The sequence below is a fragment of the Streptomyces sp. NBC_00503 genome (assembly GCF_036346895.1).
Taxonomy (GTDB): Bacteria; Actinomycetota; Actinomycetes; order Streptomycetales; family Streptomycetaceae; genus Streptomyces.
In genome coordinates this window covers 376056-397428 of sequence record NZ_CP107856.1, presented here as the reverse complement: position 1 = coordinate 397428, position 21373 = coordinate 376056, and the positions used below count along the sequence as shown (strand labels likewise).

Genomic DNA, 21373 nt, shown 5'->3' with positions numbered 1-21373 from the left:
GTGGCGAACATGACGGGCCGCACCACGATCGGGCGGGCCCGGACCACGGGCCGAGGAGGCAGTGCGGTGCAGGAGCGGTCGGAGCGGACCCGCAGCAACCTCCTCCATGCCGGGGCCGAGATGTTCACCCGCAACGGATACGCCAACTCCACGCTCGGCGGGATCGCCGGGGCGGCCGGAGTGACCAAGGGGGCGCTGTACTTCCACTTCGCCTCCAAGGACGAACTCGCCGAAGCGGTCCAGCAGCGCGGCTGCACCATGCTCGACGACTGGGTCCGCGGCCTGCGGGACTCCGGCGTCTCGCCGCTCCAGACGCTGGTCGACACCACCCACTGGCTGGCCCGCACCCTGCACGAGGAGCCGGCCATCCCCGCCAGCTTCCGCATCACCAAGGAGCACCTCGGCCGGGAGTCCGGCCTCACCGACTTCCACCAGGAGTGGATGGGTGTGGTGTGCGAACTGCTGGGGCAGGCCCGCGACGCGGGCGAACTGCGCGAGGGCCGCTGGGAGGGCTCCGAATCGCTGGTCGCCGCGGCTGCCTGCGGGATCGAGGTCATGGCCGGCACCGGCATGCCGTACGAGGAACTGCGGCGCAGGGTGGCCACGATGTGGGCGCTGCTGCTGCCCAGCCTCGTACCGGTCGGACGGGCGAAGGACTTCCGCACCGAGGCTCCGGACGAGCAGAGCGGTCCCGAGGCCCCGTACGGCCGGCAGCGGCAGGAGTTCACCGGCAGCGCCGTGTAACGGATCCGGGCGCACGAGCCGGGTACAGGCCGGGCGCCTTCGACAGAGTGGAGGAGCCACCGATGACGATCGACCAGTCCGGACCGAGCAGGACCATGCCGCCGACAGCCCCCGCCGATGTGCTCAGGGACCTCAGCCGAGTGCTCGGTGATGTCCTGCGGATCCAGCCGGAGAAGATCGACCCGGAGCAGACCTTCTACACGCTCGGGCTCGACTCGCTGCTCACCGTCGAGTTCGTCGCCGTGATCAACGCCCGCTACGGGACCCGGGCGCTCCCCACCGACCTGCACGAGCATCCGACTCCGGCGGAATTCGCGCAGCAGATCGCGCGGGAGCTGGGCCAAGGCGGCGCCGGTGTCATGGCACCGCCCCCGGCGGCGGCTCCGATGGTCGTGCGCGGGGACATCACCGAGGTGCTGCGCGAGCAGCTCGCCGGGATCCTGTGCTGCGACGTCTGGGACATCGACCCCGCCACCGCCTTCGACCGGCTGGGCCTGGACTCCATCCTCGGGGCGGAGTTCATCGCGGTGATCAACCGCACCTTCGGCCTTTCCGAGCGGGCCGTCTCGCTCTACGACCACCCGGACATCGCCGCGCTGGCCGCCTACATCGCGGCGCGGACGGGGGTCGTGGCGGACGCACCCCTTCCGCGGAACCCGGAACTCGACGTCCTGCTCGACGCGGTGCGGGAGGAGCGGCTCACCGTGGACCAGGCGGTCGTGCTGCTGGCCCGCCGCGGATAATGGAAGAGAAGGAGATTCTGACCCGGTTCAAGAACGGCACCCTGGACCGGGCCCAGGCGGCTGCGCTGCTCATGCGCACCCGGGGGATCGTGGAGACCGCGGCCCCCCTCTCGTCGGATGCCCCACCGGAGTTGGATGCCCCACCTGCGTCGGAGGCCCCTCCCGCACCGGCTGTCCTTCCCGCGCCGGCTGTCCCTGCCGCGCCGGCTGTCCCTGCCGCCGAGGCCCCCGCCCCCGCCGGGGAGCCCGTCGCCGTGGTGGGGATCGCCGGGCGTTATCCCGGCGCCCCGGACCTGGACGCCTTCTGGCAGCGGCTGGTCAGCGGCCGCGGCACCGCCTCCGTACCGCCGCCGGGGCGCCCGGGCACCGAGACGGGTCACTACCTGGAGCGCGTACAGGACTTCGACGCCGAGTTCTTCGGGATCGGCGCGGACGAGGCTGCGCTGATGGACCCGCAGGAGCGGCTCTTCCTGGAGACGGCCTGGGAGGCCCTCGAGGACGCGGGATGCACCGGCGGCAGGCTCGACGCGCTCACCGCGCCCGACGGAACGCCGCGCAGCGTCGGGGTGTTCGTCGGTGCGGGAGCGGGCGACTACGCGTTGCTCGCCGCCGAGGCGCGGGCGCTCGGCAAGCCCGGGCGGATGCCCCGCGGCGGCACGTGGAGCCTGCCCAACCGGCTCTCGGGGCTGTTGGGACTGACCGGTCCCAGCCAGTGCGTCGACACGGCCGAGTCCTCCGTGCACGTCGCCCTCCACCTCGCCCTCGGCGCCCTGCGCCGCGCCGAATGCGCGGCCGCGCTGGTCGGCGGGGTCCAGCTGCGTCTGCACTCCTCCAGCCGCCGCCCGGGGGCGGGCGAGGGCGTCGGGGCGCTGCTGCTCAAGCCGCTGGAACGGGCGGTGGCCGACGGAGACACGGTCCATGCCGTCATCCGAGGCAGCGCCGTCGCCCACACCGGCTCGCAGGGCCGGGCGGGCCTGCCCGGCGCGCGGGTGCTGCGGGAGGCGCTGCGGGCGGCCGCGGTCCCTGCGGACAGCGTGGGAGCCGGTGTGGACCCCGCGTCCGTCCGTGCGGTGACCGGCGACGCCGGCGCCGCGACCGGCGTCGCTGTGGTGACCCGGGCGCTGCTCCAACTGCGCCACCGGATGCTCCTGCCCGGGCCCGGACGCCAGGAGCCGAAGAGCTGGCCCGCCGACGCGGGCCCGCCCCGCCGGGTCTCGGCCGGGGTGCGCGGAGCGGGCGGGGTGGACGCGCAGGTGATCCTGGAGGAGTACCTGCCCGGGGTCGAGGACGGGGGTCAGGACAGGGGACTGGACCGGGGCCTGGACCGGGCGCAGGGCCGGGCCCAGGACCGGTCTGGGGCTTACGCGGGCGGTCGGGCGGGCGGTGACGTCGGGGAGGATCTCTTCGTGCTGTCCGCCCCGACACCCGCCCATCTGGCCGCCACCGCCGAGCGGTTCGCAGCGCTGCTCGGCGTCCCCGGTCAGGCGCCCCCGCTCGATGTGCTCGCCCGCTCCCTGCGCGCCGGCCGGGCCGCCATGGACTGCCGGTTCGCGGTGGTCGTCTCGGACCCGTCCCAGCTGGCGCGCGCCCTGGAGGAGTTGGTCCAGGGCCGGTTGCCCTGCGCCGATCTGCGGGACGGCTCCGCGGACCCGCTGGGCCTGGGCTCCGTACCCGAGACCGAGGGGTACCTCGCGGCGCTGTGGCAGGCCGGGCACCTGCACCAGCTGCGTGCGCTGTGGCTGTCGGGACTGGACATCGACTGGGCGGCGCTGCACAGGGCGCCGGGCAACGGGGCCGTCGCGGTGCCGCTGCCCGCGTCCGCCTTCTTGCGCACGCCCCTGTGGCTGACGGGGGCCGGGACCGACTAGGCACTGTTTCTTGGATCATGTGCGGAGCAGATGATGAGGGCTGCGAGGGTGACGGTGCCGAGGTAGATGTAGGCGCGTTTCTCGTAGCGGGTGGCGACGGCGCGGAAGCCCTTGAGCCGGTTGATGGCTCGTTCGACGGTGTTGCGTTTCTTGTATCGCTCGCTGTCGAAGCCGGTGGGACGGCCGCCTCGGGAACCTCGGTTCTTGCGGTGTCTTTGCTGGTCGAGGCGTTCGGGGATTGTGTGCCGGATTCCGCGTCGTCGCAGGTAGCAGCGGTTCCTTCGGGATGTGTAGGCCTTGTCGGCCAGGACATGGTCGGGGCGAGTGCGGGGCCTTCCGACGCCGATGCGGGGTACGGAAACCTGCTCCAGCACCCGCTCGAACTGGGGCCCGTCGCCGTAGTGTCCGGGTGTCAGGAGGAGGGCGAGAGGCCGGCATCGGCCGTCCGCGACGAGGTGGATCTTGGTCGTGAATCCGCCGCGGGAGCGTCCCAGGCACTCGCCGATCTGACCACTTCTTCGAGCCGGACCTCCAGTTTCCGCAACACCGGATCGACCTGGTTCGTCCCCCGAACGTCCCCCTTTGAGGACCGGATGCCGCCGGTGTCTTCCTCGCGCCGGCAGCGTGCTGGTGGGCCCGCACTGCTGTCGAGTCCACCGACACCTCCCAGTCGATCCGGCCCGCGGCATCCTCGGCTGCCTGAATCCGAGAGAGCAGCATCGCCCACGTTCCATCCGCTGACCAGCGGCGATGGCGTTTATAGACGGTTTCCCACGGCCCGAACCGCTCCGGCAGATCCCGCCACTGCACACCGGTCCGGACCCGGTAGAGCACCCCGTTGATGACCCGGCGGTGATCACTCCACCGGCCTCCACGAGCACCACCAGGAGGCAGGAACGACTCCAGCCGGTCCCACTCAGCGTTCGTCAGATCCCCACGGCCCATACGGCAAGCCTGACCCCAACACCCCACTCACGTCAGGAGATCCGAGAAACAGTGCCTAGTGCGGTGGCCGGGACCGACTAGTGCGGTGACCGGGACCGGCCGCCCCGGCCGAGTCCCGGTCGGCCGGTGCATTCCCCGGTCCGGCTCCGCCGCGGATTTCCGTGGGGTCGGGCCGGTCCCCGTGGGCTCGAGATCCGGTGATGCCGGATTCGGCCGGGAATTCTGTCGCGCTCGGGAAATGATCTCGTTTTCGAATGGTTGCGGGAATTCTTGGAATGCGGCTGCTGCGGGGTTCAGGTAATTACTCGGGTGTTCAGACGGTCGCGGCCGTCGAAGGAGTATTCAGGAGATCGAACCGGCGTACCAACGCCTCCTGCTCCCGGGTGAGGTGTTCGACCTGAGCACGCAGCCGGGTGATTTCGGCGCCGAGATCCAGGAGGGCCGTCTCCTGTCCGACGGCCGCGGGGGAGTGGTGGAGGATCGACTCCATGCGGCCGCGCAGGGCGGGCCCCGGCTCCGCACCGAGTTCGTCCCTCAGCTGCCGGCGGGCCCGCTCGTACACGCCCAGGGCCTCGGTATGGCGGCCGGACCGGTACAGGGCCGCCATCAGGAGCTCGTGGAAGCGCTCGCGCAGTGGGTGGGCGGCCGTCAGCCGCTCCAGCTCGTCGATGGTCCCGCCGTTCGCCGTGCCCCTCAGCGCAGCCTCGTAGCGGGCCTCCAGTGCCCTCAGCCGGGTCTCCTCCAGCCGGTCCGCCTCGACCAGGCAGATCGGCCCGTGGCCGCTGCCCTCCAGTGCGGGGCCCCGCCACAGCTCCAGGGCCGTGCGCAGCAGTTCGGCGGCGTGGTCCGGGTCGGAGGCGGAGACCGCACGGCCCTCGGCCGACAGCCGGTGGAAGCGCTGGGCGTCGGTGGTGGCGCGGCCGAGGCGCAGCAGGTAGCCCACGGGGTAGGTGTCGATCCACTGCCGGCCGCTGCGGCCCGCTCCGCTCCCCAGCAGCCTGCGCAGCCGCGCGACATGGGCCTGGAGCGCGTTGGCCGCGGCCGTGGGCGGAGCGTCGCCCCACAGTTCGGCGACGAGCCGGTCGACGGAGAGCACTTCGCCGGCCCGCACCACGAGTGCGGCCAGCAGGGCGCGCTGCTTGGCACCGGAGGGCACGATCCGCGCACCCGTTCCCAGGTCGTGCACCTCGACGGGGCCCAGGATGCGGAAGTCGAGGCGCCGTGCGCCCGTGTCGTCGCGTGCGCTGGATTCCATGGTGGCGACTCCTTCCGGCGATCCGGCGGGACTCACGGAAAGACTGCGGGCCGGACATGGGGAAATGGGTGCCCGTTTTCGTCCCTGCGGGGAAATCTAGCAGCTGAATCAAGCTACGGAAATCCAGCTCTTGGAGATGCGCTCAACAGGTGCTCGAGATTGTGGGGATGTCGTCCTGCGCCCCGCTAACGTGCTCGAGTCGAAGGCTTGAAATCGATGGGAACTCGACGACGTACGGAGGAAACCGTGAAGATTCAGATCTTGGGTCCGTTGAGTGCCGAAGTCAACGGGGGATCGATTGTTCCGACGGCCAGCAAGCCGCGCCAGATCCTGGCGCTGCTCGCGCTCTACCCGGGGCGGGTGATGCCCGTACCGACCCTCATGGAGGAGATCTGGGGGACGAACCTGCCGCAGAGCGCGCTCACCACGATGCAGACGTACATCCTGCAACTGCGTAGAAGGCTCGGCACGGCCATGGGACCCGGCGCCCCGGGTGCCAAGGAGGTGCTCGCGACCCGGCACGGCGGCTACCTGCTGCAGATCGGCCCCGAGGCCGTGGACGTGCACGAGTACGAACGGCTGGTGACGGCCGGTCAGAGCGCGTTCGGCGAGGGCGACGACGACCTCGCCGCGAGCCTGCTGAGGCAGGCGCTCGCGCTGTGGGAGGGGCCCGCGCTGGTCGACGTACGCGTGGGGCCGATCCTCTCGATCGAGGTGATGCGGCTGGAGGAGAGCCGGCTGGTGACCGTGGAGCGGCGCATCGACGTCGACCTGCGGCTGGGGCGGCACACGGAGGTCATCGCCGAGCTCACCGAGCTGATCGCCCGGCACCCGCAGCACGAGGGCCTGCACGCGCAGGCGATGGTGGCGCTCTACCGGTCCGGCCGTCAGGCCACCGCGCTCGACGTCTACCGCAGGATGCGCATCCGGCTGATCGACGACCTCGGCGTCGAGCCCTCGCCCCAGCTCCAGCGCCTGCACCAGGCGATGCTGACGGTCGACCCCGCGCTGGACGTGGTGGCGGGTCCGCGGCGCGGTTCCACCTTCGACCTCTACGCGGCCTGAGGTCCGCGCGCGGACCGCGGCCGGTGACCGCGGTCCGTTCCCACGCAGGTCCCGTGCGTGTCCCGCGCGTTCGTACACCCGCGGCCGAGGGGGTATCGAGCGTTCCTCCGGCCCGGCCCGGCACTCTCTCATGATCGAGGGCGAGGGAGGCGAGGAGCCGATGTCAGGTGAGCGGACGCACCGCACGTCGTACACGGTGGACGTGGCCGCGCCCGCGGGCGTGGTCTACGGGCTGATCGCGGACACGACCCAGTGGCCGTTGTTCATGCCGCCGAGCCTGCACGTCGAACGGCTCGATTTCGACGGGACCCTGGACCGGTTCCACATGTGGGTCACCGCCAACGGGGCCGTCAGGTCCTGGCTGTCCCGCCGCACGCTGGACGCGCAGTCCCGCCGCATCGACTTCCGCCAGGAGACCCCGGCGGCCCCCGCGCTGTCCATGGGCGGCACCTGGACGGTGGACTCCCGGGGCCCGGAGCGCTCCCGGCTGACCCTGGTCCACGAGTTCGCCGTCGCCGCGGACCGCCCCGGGGACGCCGACTGGGTCCGCCGAGCCACCGACACCAACAGCCGCGCCGAACTCGCCCAGCTCAAGGAGACCGCCGAGCGCTGGAAGCGGCTCGACGAGCTGCTGCTGACGTTCGAGGACGAGGTACGGATCAAGGGTCCCGCCGAACTCGTCTACGACTTCCTCCACGGGGTCGCCGACTGGCCCGGCAGGGTTCCGCACGTCCTGCGCCTGGACGTCACCGAGGACGTACCGGGCGTCCAGCTCGTCAGCACCGACACGCTGGCCGCTGACGGCTCCACCCACACCACCGAGTCGGTCCGGGTCTGTTTCCCGTACGCCGGCCGGATCGTCTACAAACAGACGAAGACGCCGATCCTGTTCGCCGCGCACACCGGCGAATGGGCGGTGACCCCCGACGAGACCGGCACCACCGTCGTCTCGCGCCACAGCGTGCTGCTCCGCGAGGAGGCCGTCGAGCACGTGCTCGGCCGCGGCGCGGACACCGACCGGGCGCGGGCGTACGTCCGGGAAGCCCTCGGCCGCACCAGCACCACCACCTTGAACCTCGCCAAGCAGCACGCGGAATCCGCCATCAGGACCCTGTGACGCGGAGCGACCTCAAGGACGCGGCCGCCCCGGCTCGTGCTCCCGTCCAGAACCCCTGGAACGCCGACGCGGCCCTGAAACCCCTTTGACCTGCACGGTTTCCGTGCAGGAGGGTGGCGCCCGGGGAGGGCGGCCGCTGTCGGTGCCCGGCGGGGCACGGCGTGTCAGCGGCGTGTCAGCGCCGTGTGGGCACCGTCCCCCACGCTCGTTTCCCTTTACCCCATCGCGTTCACCCACTCGCGCACACAAGCCCAAGGGAGGGAGTCGATGGCCGCGCCCGCGCCCGTTCCCGCGCCCGTGGCCGTCCAGGCCACCCCGCTCCAGCGCGACGTCCTGCTGGACGCCCTCGCCGGCCCCGCGGCCGCACTCCACATCGAGCAGCTGCACTGGCGCTGGTACGGGCCCCTGGACCCGCACCGGTTCACCGCCGCCTGGCAGTCGGTGTTCGACCGCGAGTCGGTGCTGCGCGCGGCCGTGGCCGACCCCCTGCGGGGCACCTGGCCCCGGATCGCGGTGCATCCCCACGCCGCCCCGCACATCACCCGGCACACCCGGGGTGCGGTCGACTGGCAGGCCCTGCTCGTCAGCGAGCGCAGGCGCGAGTTCGACCTGCGCCGGCCGGGCCCGCTGCGCATCGCCGTCCTCGACGAGGGCCCCGCCATCGGGCCGGTCGCCCGGGTTCTGATCACCTACCACCAGGCCCTGCTGGACCGCCGCAGCCTCGACATCCTCCTCAGTGCCTTCTACCGCGCCTACCTCGCCGACGGCCGCCCCCACGGCGGCGAACGCCGCCCCGACCTGCGCGACCACCGGAACTGGCTGTCCGCCCAGGACCTGGGCCCCGCCCGCTCGTTCTGGTCCGCCGCCGCGCCCCCGCGCCGTGCGGTGACCCTGCCCGCCCGCCTCACGGGCCGCCTCGCCGGCCGCCTCACCGCCCGGCCCGGCCACGGCCGCACCCGTGAACGGCTCCGTTCCCACGAGGCGTTGCGGCTCCGGGAGTGGGCCGTCGGGTGCGGCGCCGCCGAGAGCACGGTCCTGCACGCCGCCTGGGCCCTCCTGCTGCACCGGGCGGCCGCGGGCCCCGACCCCGGCCCCACCCCCGTCGCGTTCTCCGTGGCGGTGTCGGGCCGCGGCATCCCCCTCGAAGGCGTCGCCTCGCTCCCCGCGCCGCTGCGGAACCCCTTGCCCCTGTCCGTGGACGTGGATCCGGCCGCCACCGTCGCGCAGCTGCTCGCCGCGCTGGGCGGCCGGGCCCTGGACATGGCGTCCTACGAGTGGGTCTCCGCCGGGCAGATCCACACCTGGGCGGGCCGCTCCCCGTACGAGGACGGGCTCACCGAGTCGGTGCTCTCCTTCGAGGCTCCGCCACAGTTGCGGCCGGGCCGCCCCGGACGCGGCGCCCTGCACCAGGAACTCGCCGCGCAGGGCATCCGGGTGGAGCGGCCCGAGGCCGTCGGACCGCACACCGCGGCGCCCCTCACGCTCGCCGCGCACTACGACACCCTCGGCGAGCTGGTCCTGACCGCGGTCCACGACCGCACCCGGATCGCCGACGAGGACGCGGCCGCGGTCCTCGCCCAGACCGCCCGGCTGCTGCGCGGACTGCCCGCCGCCGGCCGGTCCGCGACCGTGGCCGACGCGCTCGCCCTGCTGGACGGCGACGGCGTCCCCGCGATGGCGGCCCGCCCGGCCGACCTCCTGACCACCCTGCGCCAGGGGGCCCACCCCGGGGCGGGCACGGTCTGCCTGCTCCCCCCGGCGGACGCGCCGCCCGGCTGCTACGACCGGCTCGCCGCCTCCTACCCGGGGCCCGAGGCGCTGACCACGGTGGCGGCCCCGGCCGACGCCTCCGCGTGCCTACGGGCGCTGCGCCCCGTCCTGGCGACCGGCGAACCGCTGCTGCTGGGCTGCTTCCTGGGCACGGGCGGCGTCGCGTACGAGGTCGCCGACCGCATCGCCGCGCACGGCTGGGACCCGCCGGCCGTCGCGGTCGCCGGCCGCGGCGACGGCAGCGCCGATGCGGCCCGTGAGCTGGCCCTGGCCCTTGGATCCGCGGCTCGGTCCCGTGCGGCCCACTGACCCGTCAGGCGTGGCAGGCAGGTACTCCGCCGTTGAATTCGGCCATCTCCTGGAAGAGGGCGCCCACGTCCAGCGGGTCGCCGGGCGCCGCACCGGCCAGTTCGGCGTAGGCCCGGTGCAGGTTCGGTACGAGGCGTTCGGCGTCGAGCAGTGCGCAGAACGGCCCGTCGCCGAGCTCGCGGGCCAGCTGGAGCGGGGTCAGACCCGCCGCGACGCCTAGCCGCGCCTGCTCGGCGAGCCAGCGGAAGTACGCCGCGTTGGACTCGATCAGATCAGGGCCGCCGACCGGTCCGTGGCCCGGGACGACGGTCTCGGCGCCGAGGTCCCGCAGCCGCTCCATCGCCGCGAGCGATCCGGAGACGGACCCCATCAGGCAGAACGGGGCGGCCCCGGACATCAGCAGGTCACCGGCGAACAGCACGCGCTGCTCGGGCAGCCAGACGGCGGTGTCCCCGGTGGTGTGCGCGGCCGGTCCCAGGTGCAGCAGCTCGGCCCGTACCCCGCCGATGCGCAGGGTCAGCGCGTCCCGGTAGGTGACATCGGGCAGCGCGACCTCCAGCTCGCCCCAGCACACGTCGGGCCACAGGCCGGTCAGGCCGAGCCCGGTGGCGGACATCATCGTGCGGGCTTCCTCGTGGGCGAAGAGCACGGCCTCGGGGAACAGGTAGTTGCCGAAGGTGTGGTCGCCGTGGAAGTGGGTGTTGACCAGGGCGCGCGGCGGCGCCGCGCGCTTGAGGACCTCCTCGCGCAGCAGCCGTGCGCGCCGCTCCGTGGCGACGGTGTCGACGAGCAGGGCCTGCCCGTTCGCGCCGACCACGAGGCCCGCGTTGTTCAGGCACCAGCCGCCGTGGGGCTGCACGTAGGCGTACACCCCGTCCGCGATCTCCGTGGTGGTGGCCTCGACCTGGACGCTCATGTGCGACTCCCTTCTGCTGCGTGCCGCCACCGTCGCCCACCCGGGTCGAGCGGTCCTCAAGGCCTGTTCGTGCCGCCGTCGAGGCGTCCAGGACACGGTCAGGGCATCAACGCTGCGGAGGGACACCGATGAGTGCACAGAAGAAGCCGGCCGCCCTGGTCACCGGGGGCACCAGCGGGATCGGTCTCGCCGTGGTCCGGGACCTGGCCGCCCGCGGCCACCGCGTCTTCCTGTGCGCCCGTACCGAGGAGCAGGTCGAGAAGACCGTCGCCGAGCTGCGCGGCGAGGGCTTCGACGTCGACGGCGCCGCGGCCGACGTGCGCGACCGCGCGTCGGTGGCCGCCCTGGTCCGCGCGGCGGTCGATGCGTTCGGCCCGATCGGCGTCCTGGTCAACAACGCCGGGCGCAGCGGCGGCGGACCGACCTCCGACATCAGCGACGAGCTGTGGTACGACGTTATTGACACGAACCTCAACAGCGTCTTCCTGATGACGCGCGAGGTGCTCAAGAACGGCGGGCTGGAGGGAGCCCCGTACGGCCGGATCATCAACATCGCCTCCACGGCGGGCAAGCAGGGCGTCGTCCTCGGCGCCCCGTACTCGGCGTCCAAGCACGGAGTCGTCGGCTTCACCAAGGCCCTCGGCAACGAGCTGGCACCGACCGGCGTCACCGTCAACGCGGTCTGCCCCGGCTACGTCGAGACGCCGATGGCCGAGCGGGTACGGGCGGGCTACGCGGCCGCGTACGACAGCTCCGAGGAAGAGGTCATGCGGAAATTCACCGCGAAGATCCCCCTCGGCCGCTACTCCACCCCCGAAGAGGTCGCCGCGCTGGTCGGCTACCTCACCACCGAACTCGCCTCGTCCATCACCTCGCAGGCACTCAACGTCTGCGGCGGTCTGGGCAACTTCTGACCCCGAAAGAGGACTCCACGATGTCTGCCGGTCCACTCCACCACACCACGCACGAGGTGACCGTGGCCGCGCCCGCCGGGGTGGTCTACGGCCTGATCGCCGACGCGTCCCAGTGGCCGCTGTACTTCCCGCCCAACGTCCACGTCGAGCAGCTGGACTTCGACGGCACCCGCCAGCACCTGCGCATGTGGGCCACGGCCAACGGCAGCGTCAGGTCCTGGACCTCACGGCGGGTCCTGGACGCGGCGGCACGCCGCATCGACTTCCGCCAGGAGGTGCCGGCCGAGCCGCTGACCTCGATGGCGGGCACCTGGACGGTCGAAGCGCTGAGCCCCTCGCAGTCCAGGCTGACGCTGCTGCACGACTTCACGGTCGCCGGCGACGACGCCGCGGACGTGGCCTGGGTCGAGCGCGCCACCGACACCAACAGCCGCGCCGAGCTGGCCCATCTGAAGAAGCTCGCCGAGGGCTGGACGCTCCTGGACGGCCTGGTGCTCTCCTTCAAGGACTCGGTGCGCGTCGACGGTCCGGCCGAACTGGTCTACGAGTTCCTCCACCGGGTCCGCGACTGGCCGCGCCTGGTCCCCCACGTCTCCCGCCTCGACGTCACCGAGGACGAGCCCGGCATCCAGGTGATGTCCATGGACACCCTCACCGCGGACGGCGCGTCCCACACCACCGAGTCGGTCCGGGTCTGCTTCCCGCACGCCGGACGCATCGTCTACAAGCAGACGGCGACGCCGCTGCTGATGGCGGCGCACACCGGCGAGTGGTCGGTCGAGGAGGACGGGAGCGGGGTGCGGGTCACCTCGCACCACGGCGTGCTGCTGCGTCCCGAGAACATCACCCGGGTGCTCGGCGCGGACGCCGGCATCCCCGAGTGCCGCCGCTACGTGCGCGAGGCGCTCGGCCGCAACAGCACGGCCACCCTCAACCTCGCCAAGCAGTACGCGGAGGGCTTCGTACACACCGCGTAGGAGTGCGGGTCCAGCGGCTCTCCAGCGGGGTTGGGGAGAGTCGGGACGACGAAGCGAGGTTTGGGGGAGGACGGCGATGGACATACGGCTGCACTGCTTCGCGCACGCCGGGGCCGGCGTGTCCGCGTTCCGGCGGTGGAGCACCTCCGCCGGGAACGGGGTCGAGGTCCTGGCCTGGCCGCTGCCCGGGCGCGACCGGCGGCGGCGCGAGGCGCGCGTCACCACCCGCGGCGAGCTGCTCGCCGACCTCAAGCCGCTGATCGACCAGGTGGCCGACGAGCCCGGCGTGCCGTACGTGCTGTACGGGCACAGCCTCGGCGGGCTGGTCGCCTACACCGTCGCGCGCGCACTGGAACAGGCCGGGCTGCCGCAGCCCTCGCTGCTCGCCATCGGCGCCTGCCCGACGCCCGACGCCCCCGCCGCGCTCGCCGGTGCGGCGGAACTGCCCGACCTCGAACTGGTACAGGTCATGGAGGCCTTCGGCGCGGCCCCGGCCGGGCTGCGCCCCGGCGACCTGTGGCACCGGTGCGTACTGCCCGTACTCCGGGACGACCTGCGCCTGGCCCTGGACCTGCGTGACACCGCCACCGGCAAGCTGACCGTCCCGGTGCTCGCCGTCAACGGTACCGAGGACCTCCTCGCGGACGCCCGGGCGCTCGACGCGTGGGGCGGATGGACCACCGGGCGGCTGGTCCGCCGGACGCTGCCGGGCGACCACTTCTTCGTACGGGACCCACAACTGCCGCGGCTGCTGGGCCGCGCCGCCCGGATCGTGCTGCGCCGGAACACAGAACAGGGAGAAGGGCGATGAGACGAGTCGTCATCACGGGGATCGGGGTCGTGGCCCCCGGCCGCCCGGGGACCAAGGAGTTCTGGTCGTTGCTGACCGAGGGGCGTACGGCCACCCGCGCCATCACCCTCTTCGACGCCTCCACCTTCCGCTCGCGGATCGCCGCCGAGGCCGACTTCGACCCGCTCGAGAACGGGCTGACGCCCGAGGAGAGCACCCGCCTGGACCGGGCCGCGCAGTTCGCCGTGGTCAGCGCCCGCGAGGCTCTGGCGGACAGCGGGATCCGCGGGGCCCTCGACCCCGCGCGGACCGGGGTCACCCTCGGCAGCGCGCTCGGCTGCACCACCGGACTGGACGCCGAGTACGGGGTCGTCAGCGACCGGGGCACCCGGGCCCTGGTCGACCACACCAAGGCCGCGCCCCACCTCTACGACTACTTCGTGCCCAGCTCGATGGCGGCCGAGGTGGCCCGTACCGTCGGAGCGCAGGGCCCGGTGTCCCTGGTCTCCACCGGCTGCACCTCGGGACTCGACGCGATCGGGCACGCCACCGACCTGGTCCGCGAGGGCAGCGCCGACGTGATGGTGACCGGCGCCACCGAGGCGCCCATCACTCCGATCACCGCCGCCTGCTTCGACGCCATCCGTGCCACCTCCACGCGCAACGACGATCCGGCGACCGCTTCGCGGCCCTTCGACGCCACCCGCAACGGCTTCGTGCTCGGCGAGGGCTCCGCCGTCCTCGTCATCGAGGAGTACGAGCACGCCCGCCGCCGCGGCGCGCACATCTACGCCGAGATCGCCGGGTTCGCCTCGCGCAGCAACGCCTACCACATGACCGGCCTGCGCCCGGACGGTGCGGAGATGGCCGAGGCCATCACCGCCGCCCTCGGCGAGGCGGGGCTGGCCCCCGGGAGGATCGACTACATCAACGCGCACGGCTCGGGCACCAAGCAGAACGACAAGCACGAGACCGAGGCGTTCAAGCAGAGCCTCGGGCAGCGGGCCCGCGAAGTGCCGGTCAGCTCCATCAAGTCGATGATCGGGCACTCGCTCGGCGCGATCGGCGCCCTCGAAGTGGCCGCCTGCGCCCTGGCCATCGAGCACGACACGGTGCCGCCGACGGCGAACCTGCACGAGCCCGACCCGGCCTGCGACCTCGACTACACCCCGCTCACCGCCCGCGCGCAGCGCACCGACGCGGTGCTGACCGTCGGCAGCGGGTTCGGCGGCTTCCAGAGCGCGATGATCCTGACGAGTCCGAATGTGAAGGCGGCACGATGAGTACTGCCACTGCCACCGCCACCGCGGCCCCCGTCGTCACCGGGATCGGTGTGGCCGCCCCCAACGGGCTGGGCACCGCGGCCTGGTGGGCCGCCGTCCTGCGCGGCGAGAGCGGCATCCGCCCCGTCACCCGCTTCGACGCCTCCTCGTACCCCGTCAAACTGGCCGGTGAGGTGCCCGGATTCGTCGACGAGGACCACGTGCCCAGCCGGCTGCTCCAGCAGACCGACCGGGTCACCCGGCTGTCGCTGGCCGCCGCCAAGGAGGCCCTGGACGACTCCGGCGCCGACCCCGCCTCGATGCCGCCCTACGCGGCGGGCGTGGTCACGGCGAACTCCTACGGCGGGTTCGAGTTCGGACAGCGCGAGCTGCAGGCGCTGTGGAGCAAGGGCGGCAAGTACGTCAGCGCGTACCAGTCCTTCGCCTGGTTCTACGCCGTCAACAGCGGTCAGATCTCCATCCGGCACGGACTGCGCGGCGCCAGCGGCGTCATCGTCTCGGAACAGGCCGGCGGGCTCGACGCGGTGGCGCACGCCCGCCGCCAGATCCGCAAGGGCGCCCGGCTCGTGGTGAGCGGCGGCATCGACTCCGCCATCTGCCCCTGGGGCTGGGCCGCCCACATCGCGGGCGGCGAACTCAGCACCTGTGGGGATCCGGCCCGCGCCTACCTGCCCTTCGACGAGGAGGCGAGCGGGCACGTCACCGGCGAGGGCGGCGCCCACCTCGTCCTGGAGGACGCCGAGGAGGCGCGGCTGCGAGGTGCCCGGGTGTACGGGACGATCGCCGGGCACGCGGCCACCTTCGACCCGGCCGGCCCCGGCGCCGGCTCGGGCGGGGGCACCTCCCGGCTCGGAGCCGCCGCCGAACTCGCGCTCGCCGACGCCCGCGTCCGGCCCGACGAGGTCGACGTGGTCTTCGCGGACGCCGCGGGCAGCCGCACGGCCGACCGTCTCGAGGCCGAGGCCATCGCCGCGCTGTTCGGCCCCGGCGCGGTGCCCGTCACCGCGCCCAAGACCATGACCGGCCGGCTCTCCGCGGGAGGCGCCGCCCTCGACCTCGCGGCGGCCCTCCTCGCCCTGCGCGACCAGGTGATCCCGCCGACCACGGGCACCGCGGCGCCCGCCGCCGACTGCCCGGTCGACCTGGTGTCCGGGGCCCCCCGGACCGGCACGAGGCTGCGTACCGCCCTGGTACTGGCCCGCGGCCGCGGCGGGTTCAACTCCGCCGTCGTCGTCCGCGCCCCGGGCGCTTGATCCCCCTCGACCCACCCGAAGAGAAAGAGGTAGACGATGGACCGGCTGGAACTCGGCGTACTGACCCGCATCCTGCGGGAGTGCGCCGGTGAGGAGGAGGGCGTCGACCTCGAAGGCGATGTCCTGGACCTGTACTGGGTGGAGCTCGGCTACGACTCCCTCGCGATCCTGCAGACCACCGGCTACATCGAGCGGGAGTTCTCCATCGTGCTCGACGAGGAGGCGTTCGAGGAGGCCGACACCCCGCGGCGCTACCTCGACATGGTCAACCGCGTGCTGGCCGCCCGGACCGCGGTCTGAGGCCGATCCGCGCCCCCGAGTCCTTCCCCCGTACGTTCCGCACAGCCCTGTACCGCAGCGCCGCCCGGTCCTCCCGGGCGGCTGCGTGCGTTCTGCGTGCCTTCCGCGTGCGTTCTGCGGGTCTTGCGCGACGGAGTCAGCGCCGGCCACGGCCGCCGGGCCCGGTCAGGCCAGGTCGTCCCGCGTCACCAGGCGGTGGCTGACCCGCCACCGGCCGCGGCACAGGACCAGGTCGTCCTCCATCACGCACACCCGGTGCACCCGTGACTCGCCGCCGCGCGGCGTCATGTACACCAGCGCGTAGCAGCGGGTGCGCAGCGTGCCGTTCGCCTGCCGCTGCACATCGAGCATGCCCAGCCAGTGCCGCAGCTGCTCACCGGTCTTGGCCTGCAGTTCCCGGTTGCGCCGCACGTTCGCCGCGAGTTCGGCGCGGCCGCGCACCGGCGCCGGCAGGGTCGGCACGTCGAAGACGGCGTTCTCGGTGAACGTACCCGCCCACGGCTCCGCCTCGAAGGAGTCGAAGAGCTGCATCTGGTGCGCGTAGAACTGCTGGACCTCGGCGTACACCAGGCTGAAATCACGCTCCTGCGGGGGGTGGGCGAGCATCTGGGCGTTCGTCATGGCGGGCTCCATTCCGTCGGATCTGCACAGTCTCTGCGGCGCGGATCGAGCGGCCTTCGAAGACTCCTCAAGCGTTCCTGGCCAGGGTGAGGGTCCTGCCGCAGCCGCGGCCGCCCCTTCGGGAGCCAGGAGGACGGCACCATGGCGAGACTCGTGTACCCGCAACTCCCGTTGGACGGCCTGCTGCGCCGTGCGGCGGTCCGCAACCCCTCCGGGTGCGCGCTGCGCACCGGTGCGGGGCCGGGCGGCCGGAGCGTCACCTTCGCGGAACTGGACGCCGAGGCCGACCGCTTCGCCGGGTACCTGGAGCACGCCTGCGGCCGCCGCGGCGCCCGGGTCGGGACAGCCAACACCCTGACCCCGGTCTTCGCGGCCGCCTACTACGGGACCGCGCGGAGCGGGAACACCGTGGTGCTGGTCAACCCGCTCATCAAGGAGGCCGGGCTGGCCCACGTCTTCGCGGCCGCCGCCGTGGAAGTGGCGTTCGTACCGGCCGCCACCGCCGAACTGCTGGTCAAGCTGCGCGACCGGCTGCCCGCCCTGACCACCGTCGTCGTCACCGACGCGCCCGACGCGGTGGTCCCGGGCGACTGCCTGCCGCTGGCCGCCGTCCTCGACCGGGCGCCCGTACCGGCCGCCCGGCTGCTGGACACCGGCCCCGGCCCCGGCCCCGGCCCCGGCCCCGGCCTCGATCTCGGCCCCGGCCCCGGCCTCGATCTCGGCCCCGGCCTCGGTCTCGACGAGGACGTGTGCATCCAGTTCACGACCGGCACCACCGGCCGTCCCAAGGGCGTCCGGCTCACCCACCGCAACCTGGTGGCGAACGCCGCCCAGATCGCCGCCGCACACCGCCTCGACGGGGATTCGGTCACCCTCAACCACCTGCCGCTCTACCACGTGATGCACCTCAACTCGGCGGTGTACGCGGGCGCCTGCCAGGTGCTGGCCACCGACCCCGACCCGGTGGCCTCGCTGGCGCTGGCCGCCGAGACGGCGGCCACCCACTACTACGGGCTGCCGGCGCGCCTGCACGCCCTGGCCCGGGACCGGAGGCCGGTCGGCCCGGTCCCGCGCAGCCTCACCGCGGTCCTCTCCGGCGGCACCGCGCTGGCCCCCGCCGCCGCGCGGGCCCTGACGGACCGCCTCGGCGTGCCCGTGGTCCAGGGCTACGGGATGGCGGAACTCTCCCCGCTCTCGCACTGCCAGGACCCGCGCAGCCCCAAGAGCGGCTCCGTGGGCCCGGTGGTGCCCGGCACCGAATGCCGCGTCGTCGACCTGGAATCGCGCCGGCCGCTCGAGGTGTTCGCCACCGGGGAGGTCCAGGTCCGCGGGCCGCAGGTGATGGCCGGCTACCTCGACGACGGCAGCGGCGCAGCCGGGCCCTCGCCGGTCGACGCCGACGGCTGGTTCTCCACCGGGGACGTCGGCTACCAGACCGAGGACGGCGTGCTGTTCCTGGTGGACCGGCTCGGCGACGTCTTCAAGTACGACAACGAGCTCGTCTCGCCCAGCGCCGTCGAAGCGGTCGTCTCCGACGACCCGCGGGTCGCGGAGTGCATCGTCGCCGGCTGGCCCGACGCGGTGCACGGGGCGGTCGTGTGGCTCGGCATCGTGCTGCGCGACCCCGCCGCCGAGGGCCTGCTCGACGTGCTCGACTCCGTCGTCGACGCCGCCAACGGGCGGCTGGCCCCCTTCGAGCAGATCCGCCGCGTCGAGGTGATCGACGCGGTCCCGCGCAACCACGTCGGCAAGCCCGACCGCCGCGAGCTGCGCCGAGGCATCCGCGGCCGGGCCTCGGCGGAAGCCGGCGCGTGAGCGACCCGACCAGCTTTCCGACACACACCAGAGGAGCAGTCTCCATGCGAACCTTCGCCGCCGCACCGTCCGAGCCCGGGAAGGAGCGGGTGCTCGTGGTCGGGGCGGGCCCCGTCGGCCTGACCGCCGCCCACGAACTCGCCCGCCGCGGCCTGCGCGTGCGCGTGGTCGACGCCGCCCCGGGACCGGCCCGCACCAGCCGGGCCGTGGCCGTCCACCCGCGCACCCTGGAGACCTTCGACCAGATGGGCATCGTGGACGGGGTGCTCGCCGAGGGCCGCAGGAACGCGGCCTTCACGATGTACGCCGGCGGCCGGCGCCTGGTCCGCCTCGAAGCGGACTACGAGTCGATGCCGACCCGGTTCCCGTACACCGTCGTCATCGGGCAGACCCGGACCGAGGGGCTGCTGCGCGAGGCCGTCGGCCGGCTCGGCGTCACCGTCGAATGGGGCGTGCGGCTGACCGGCCTCGAACAGGACCGCGACGGCGTACGGGCCAGCCTGGAGCACCCCGACGGCTCCGTGGAGGAGTACGAGGTGCCCTGGCTGGTGGGGTGCGACGGCGGCCACAGCACCGTGCGCAAACAGCTGAAGCTGCCGCTGATCGGCGAGTCCAGCGAGACCTGGGAACTCGCGGACGCGTCCGTGGAGATGGACTTGGCGCCCGACACCATCTACTGGGTGCACACCGGCGGACAGGCCCTGATGATGGTTCCCTACCGCGAGGACGGCCGGTGGCGTCTGCTCGACACCGCCCCCGTACGCCGCCCCGGCGACCCGGCGGGGTCCGGCGCGGAGGTGTCCCGCCGCTTCTCCGAGAAGCTCAGTGCCGGGCTCGGCCGGCCGGTGCACGTCGGGGAACCCGAGTGGACCTCCGTCTTCACCTTCCAGCAGCGCATGGTGCCGCGCATGGACGAGGGCCGCTGCTTCGTGGCCGGGGACGCCGCCCACGTGCACAGCCCCGCCTCCGGGCAGGGCATGAACACCGGTGTCCAGGAGGCGTACAACCTCGCCTGGAAGCTCGCCATGGTGGACCGCGGCCAGGCGGGGGCCGAACTCCTCGCCACCTACGGGCAGGAACGCGTGCCGGTCGGCAAGGCGCTGCTCGGCTCGACCCGCAAGGCCACCTTCCTCGTCCAGTTCAAACTGCACCGCTTCAAGGACGCCCTGGCCGGCCTGGCCCTGCCCGTGGTCTTCACCGTCGTGCGCAACGTGCGGCCGCTGCGCCGCGCCATCCAGCGCAAGGTCCTCGGCGGGATGTCCGGACTGCGCCTGGCCTATCCGGAGAGCCCGCTGACCACACCCGGCGAGGGCACGGGGCTGCCCGCGGGTTCCCGGGCGGCCGCGGCCGCGGCCCTCCACCCGGACGACCCGGGCTCTACGGAGCTGCGCGCCGAACTGCGCGACACCCGCTGGTCGCTGGTGTGGGCGCAGGCAGGTCCGGGCGAGGCGTCGATCGTCGCGGCGTCCGCGGCGGCCTCGTACGGCCGCTGGCTGTCGGTACGGACCGTGGGCGACGGCGAGGGCGGGCCCGGACCGCTGGCCGACCCCAGCGGGCAGTTGAGGCGTTCGCTGGGGCTGGAGCCGTGCGGCTGGCTGCTGATCAGGCCGGACGGCTACGTGGCCGCGGGCGGGTCGGGGCTGACCCGGCTCGGCCTGGAGCGGGCGCTGGCGCCGCTGGGGCTGCTGGCGGAGGTCCGGCACATCCGGGGCGCCAGGGGCTCCGTACCGGCTCTCCCGCGGATTTCGGACGCCTCGGCGCAGCTGACCGGCGAGTCCGAGCCGCGCCGCGCGTGAGGGAGGGCCGCCGCTGACGGCCCCCCGGTCAGCGGGCGGGCAGCAGGGCGGCGCGCAGCAGGTCGAGCAGGGCCGGCCGGTGGGAGTCGAGGTAGAAGTGGCCGCCCGGGAACCAGCGGAACTCGGTGGCCGCCGCGGTGTGCTTGCGCCAGGCGGTGGCCTCCCGCAGGGTGACCCGGGAGTCCACGTCCCCGTTGAGCACCGTCACCGGGCAGGTCAGCAGCGGTCCCGGGCGGTAGCGGTAGGTTTCGGCGGCCTGGAGGTCGCCGCGCAGGGCGGGCAGGGCCAGGCGCAGCAGTTGCTCGGCGGCCGGGTTCCGGCTCGCTCCGCCCGTTCCGCCGAGGTCCAGGACCACCTCCATCAGGTGGTCCTCGGCCGCGAGGTGCATGTACGGCTCCTCCCGGTGCGCCGAGGGGGCGCGCCGGCCGGACGCGAACAGCGCCACCGGCGGGGTGCCCAGTTCCTGGAGCCGCAGCGCCACCTCGAAGGCGACCATCCCGCCCAGGCTGTGCCCGAACAGGGCCAGTGGCCGGTCGCACCACGGCAGCAGTTCGTCGACGACCAGGTCGGCCATCGCGCGGACGTCCGTGACACAGGGCTCGGCGCGCCGTTCGGCGCGGCCCGGGTACTGCACGCTGAGGACGTCCACGTCGGGTGACAGCCCCCGGGACACCGGGAAGAAGTAGGCGGCCGAGCCGCCCGAGTGCGGGAAGCACACCATGCGGACCGTCGCGTCGTCGGCCGGATGGAACCTGCGCAACCAGGTGCCGGTCGCGGTCGTCGTCCCCATGCTCGCTCCCCGTACTCGCCCGGTGCTGATCCGCGCAGCTTCTCCCGCGCGGATCGAGTGGGCTTCGAAGCCGCCTCGAACCGGACCAGTGGGAGAACGGGC

19 protein-coding genes are annotated in these 21373 nt (G+C 73.4%); 14 read left to right on the top strand and 5 right to left on the bottom strand.

Features of this window, described 5'->3' with window-relative positions:
- The first annotated feature begins 9 nt into the window (after window positions 1-9).
- The 3 genes from OG490_RS39000 to OG490_RS38990 all read left to right on the top strand — a co-directional run bounded on the left by OG490_RS39000 (window position 10) and on the right by OG490_RS38990 (window position 3355).
- A complete protein-coding gene (locus OG490_RS39000) occupies window positions 10-744 on the top strand; it encodes a ScbR family autoregulator-binding transcription factor (protein ID WP_330301516.1) in 735 nt (244 codons plus the stop codon).
- A 62-nt stretch (window positions 745-806) separates the two neighbouring features.
- Window positions 807-1487 carry a phosphopantetheine-binding protein gene (locus OG490_RS38995; RefSeq protein ID WP_330301492.1) on the top strand — a complete coding sequence of 227 codons (681 nt, stop codon included), beginning with the start codon at window positions 807-809 and terminating at the stop codon, window positions 1485-1487.
- A gap of 254 nt (window positions 1488-1741) precedes the next feature.
- On the top strand, window positions 1742-3355 hold the full coding sequence (locus tag OG490_RS38990; protein WP_330301491.1) for a polyketide synthase: 1614 nt from the start codon (window positions 1742-1744) through the stop codon (window positions 3353-3355).
- Here OG490_RS38990 and OG490_RS38985 read toward each other — a convergent pair.
- Both OG490_RS38985 and OG490_RS38980 read right to left on the bottom strand, forming a co-directional pair.
- A protein-coding gene (locus OG490_RS38985) for an IS5 family transposase (RefSeq protein WP_443066027.1) occupies window positions 3352-4300 on the bottom strand; the annotation gives its coding sequence in 2 pieces (ribosomal slippage) (window positions 3352-3868 and window positions 3867-4300; 951 coding nt in all). The genes OG490_RS38990 and OG490_RS38985 overlap by 4 nt on opposite strands.
- A 313-nt stretch (window positions 4301-4613) precedes the next feature.
- Window positions 4614-5555: an AfsR/SARP family transcriptional regulator gene (locus tag OG490_RS38980; RefSeq protein ID WP_330301490.1), complete on the bottom strand. Its 942-nt coding sequence runs from the start codon at window positions 5553-5555 to the stop codon at window positions 4614-4616.
- 246 nt (window positions 5556-5801) lie between these two features.
- Between OG490_RS38980 and OG490_RS38975 the strand changes: the two genes are divergently transcribed.
- The 3 genes from OG490_RS38975 to OG490_RS38965 all read left to right on the top strand — a co-directional run bounded on the left by OG490_RS38975 (window position 5802) and on the right by OG490_RS38965 (window position 9816).
- Entirely contained in the window at window positions 5802-6620 is an 819-nt protein-coding gene (locus OG490_RS38975; RefSeq protein ID WP_330301489.1) for an AfsR/SARP family transcriptional regulator, read from the top strand.
- 160 nt (window positions 6621-6780) lie between these two features.
- Complete coding sequence (locus OG490_RS38970; protein ID WP_330301488.1) at window positions 6781-7737, top strand: aromatase/cyclase; 957 nt, start codon at window positions 6781-6783, stop codon at window positions 7735-7737.
- Between the two features lie 267 nt (window positions 7738-8004).
- Window positions 8005-9816 (top strand): condensation domain-containing protein, encoded by a 1812-nt coding sequence (locus tag OG490_RS38965; protein ID WP_330301487.1) that lies wholly within the window; start codon window positions 8005-8007, stop codon window positions 9814-9816.
- Between the two features lie 4 nt (window positions 9817-9820).
- On the opposite strand, the gene OG490_RS38960 is transcribed toward OG490_RS38965, so the two are convergent.
- On the bottom strand, window positions 9821-10732 hold the full coding sequence (locus OG490_RS38960; protein ID WP_330301486.1) for an MBL fold metallo-hydrolase: 912 nt from the start codon (window positions 10730-10732) through the stop codon (window positions 9821-9823).
- A 128-nt stretch (window positions 10733-10860) separates the two neighbouring features.
- Here OG490_RS38960 and fabG point away from each other — a divergent pair, with 128 nt between their 5' ends.
- The 6 genes from fabG (at window position 10861) to OG490_RS38930 (ending at window position 16249) form a co-directional block, all read left to right on the top strand.
- The gene (gene fabG / locus OG490_RS38955; RefSeq protein ID WP_330301485.1) at window positions 10861-11646 is read left to right on the top strand and encodes a 3-oxoacyl-ACP reductase FabG; all 786 of its coding nucleotides are present in this window, start codon (window positions 10861-10863) and stop codon (window positions 11644-11646) included.
- A 20-nt stretch (window positions 11647-11666) separates the two neighbouring features.
- Window positions 11667-12623, top strand: coding sequence for an aromatase/cyclase (locus OG490_RS38950; RefSeq protein WP_330301484.1), 957 nt, complete (start codon window positions 11667-11669; stop codon window positions 12621-12623).
- 76 nt (window positions 12624-12699) lie between these two features.
- Entirely contained in the window at window positions 12700-13434 is a 735-nt protein-coding gene (locus OG490_RS38945; protein ID WP_330301483.1) for a thioesterase II family protein, read from the top strand.
- A complete protein-coding gene (locus tag OG490_RS38940) occupies window positions 13431-14696 on the top strand; it encodes a beta-ketoacyl-[acyl-carrier-protein] synthase family protein (RefSeq protein ID WP_330301482.1) in 1266 nt (421 codons plus the stop codon). The genes OG490_RS38945 and OG490_RS38940 overlap by 4 nt, the downstream gene beginning before the upstream one ends.
- The gene (locus OG490_RS38935; RefSeq protein WP_330301481.1) at window positions 14693-15949 is read left to right on the top strand and encodes a ketosynthase chain-length factor; all 1257 of its coding nucleotides are present in this window, start codon (window positions 14693-14695) and stop codon (window positions 15947-15949) included. The genes OG490_RS38940 and OG490_RS38935 overlap by 4 nt, the downstream gene beginning before the upstream one ends.
- Window positions 15950-15985: 36 nt before the next feature.
- On the top strand, window positions 15986-16249 hold the full coding sequence (locus tag OG490_RS38930) for an acyl carrier protein (RefSeq protein ID WP_330301480.1): 264 nt from the start codon (window positions 15986-15988) through the stop codon (window positions 16247-16249).
- Window positions 16250-16414: 165 nt separating this feature from the next.
- On the opposite strand, the gene OG490_RS38925 is transcribed toward OG490_RS38930, so the two are convergent.
- Window positions 16415-16870 carry a nuclear transport factor 2 family protein gene (locus OG490_RS38925; RefSeq protein WP_330301479.1) on the bottom strand — a complete coding sequence of 152 codons (456 nt, stop codon included), beginning with the start codon at window positions 16868-16870 and terminating at the stop codon, window positions 16415-16417.
- Between the two features lie 141 nt (window positions 16871-17011).
- On the opposite strand from OG490_RS38925, the gene OG490_RS38920 reads away from it, so the two are divergent.
- Window positions 17012-18685 (top strand): class I adenylate-forming enzyme family protein, encoded by a 1674-nt coding sequence (locus tag OG490_RS38920; RefSeq protein WP_330301478.1) that lies wholly within the window; start codon window positions 17012-17014, stop codon window positions 18683-18685.
- A 44-nt stretch (window positions 18686-18729) separates the two neighbouring features.
- Entirely contained in the window at window positions 18730-20481 is a 1752-nt protein-coding gene (locus tag OG490_RS38915; protein WP_330301477.1) for an FAD-dependent oxidoreductase, read from the top strand.
- 28 nt (window positions 20482-20509) lie between these two features.
- On the opposite strand, the gene OG490_RS38910 is transcribed toward OG490_RS38915, so the two are convergent.
- Window positions 20510-21271, bottom strand: a complete 762-nt coding sequence (locus OG490_RS38910) for a thioesterase II family protein (protein ID WP_330301476.1) — start codon at window positions 21269-21271, stop codon at window positions 20510-20512.
- Between the last annotated feature and the right edge of the window lie 102 nt (window positions 21272-21373).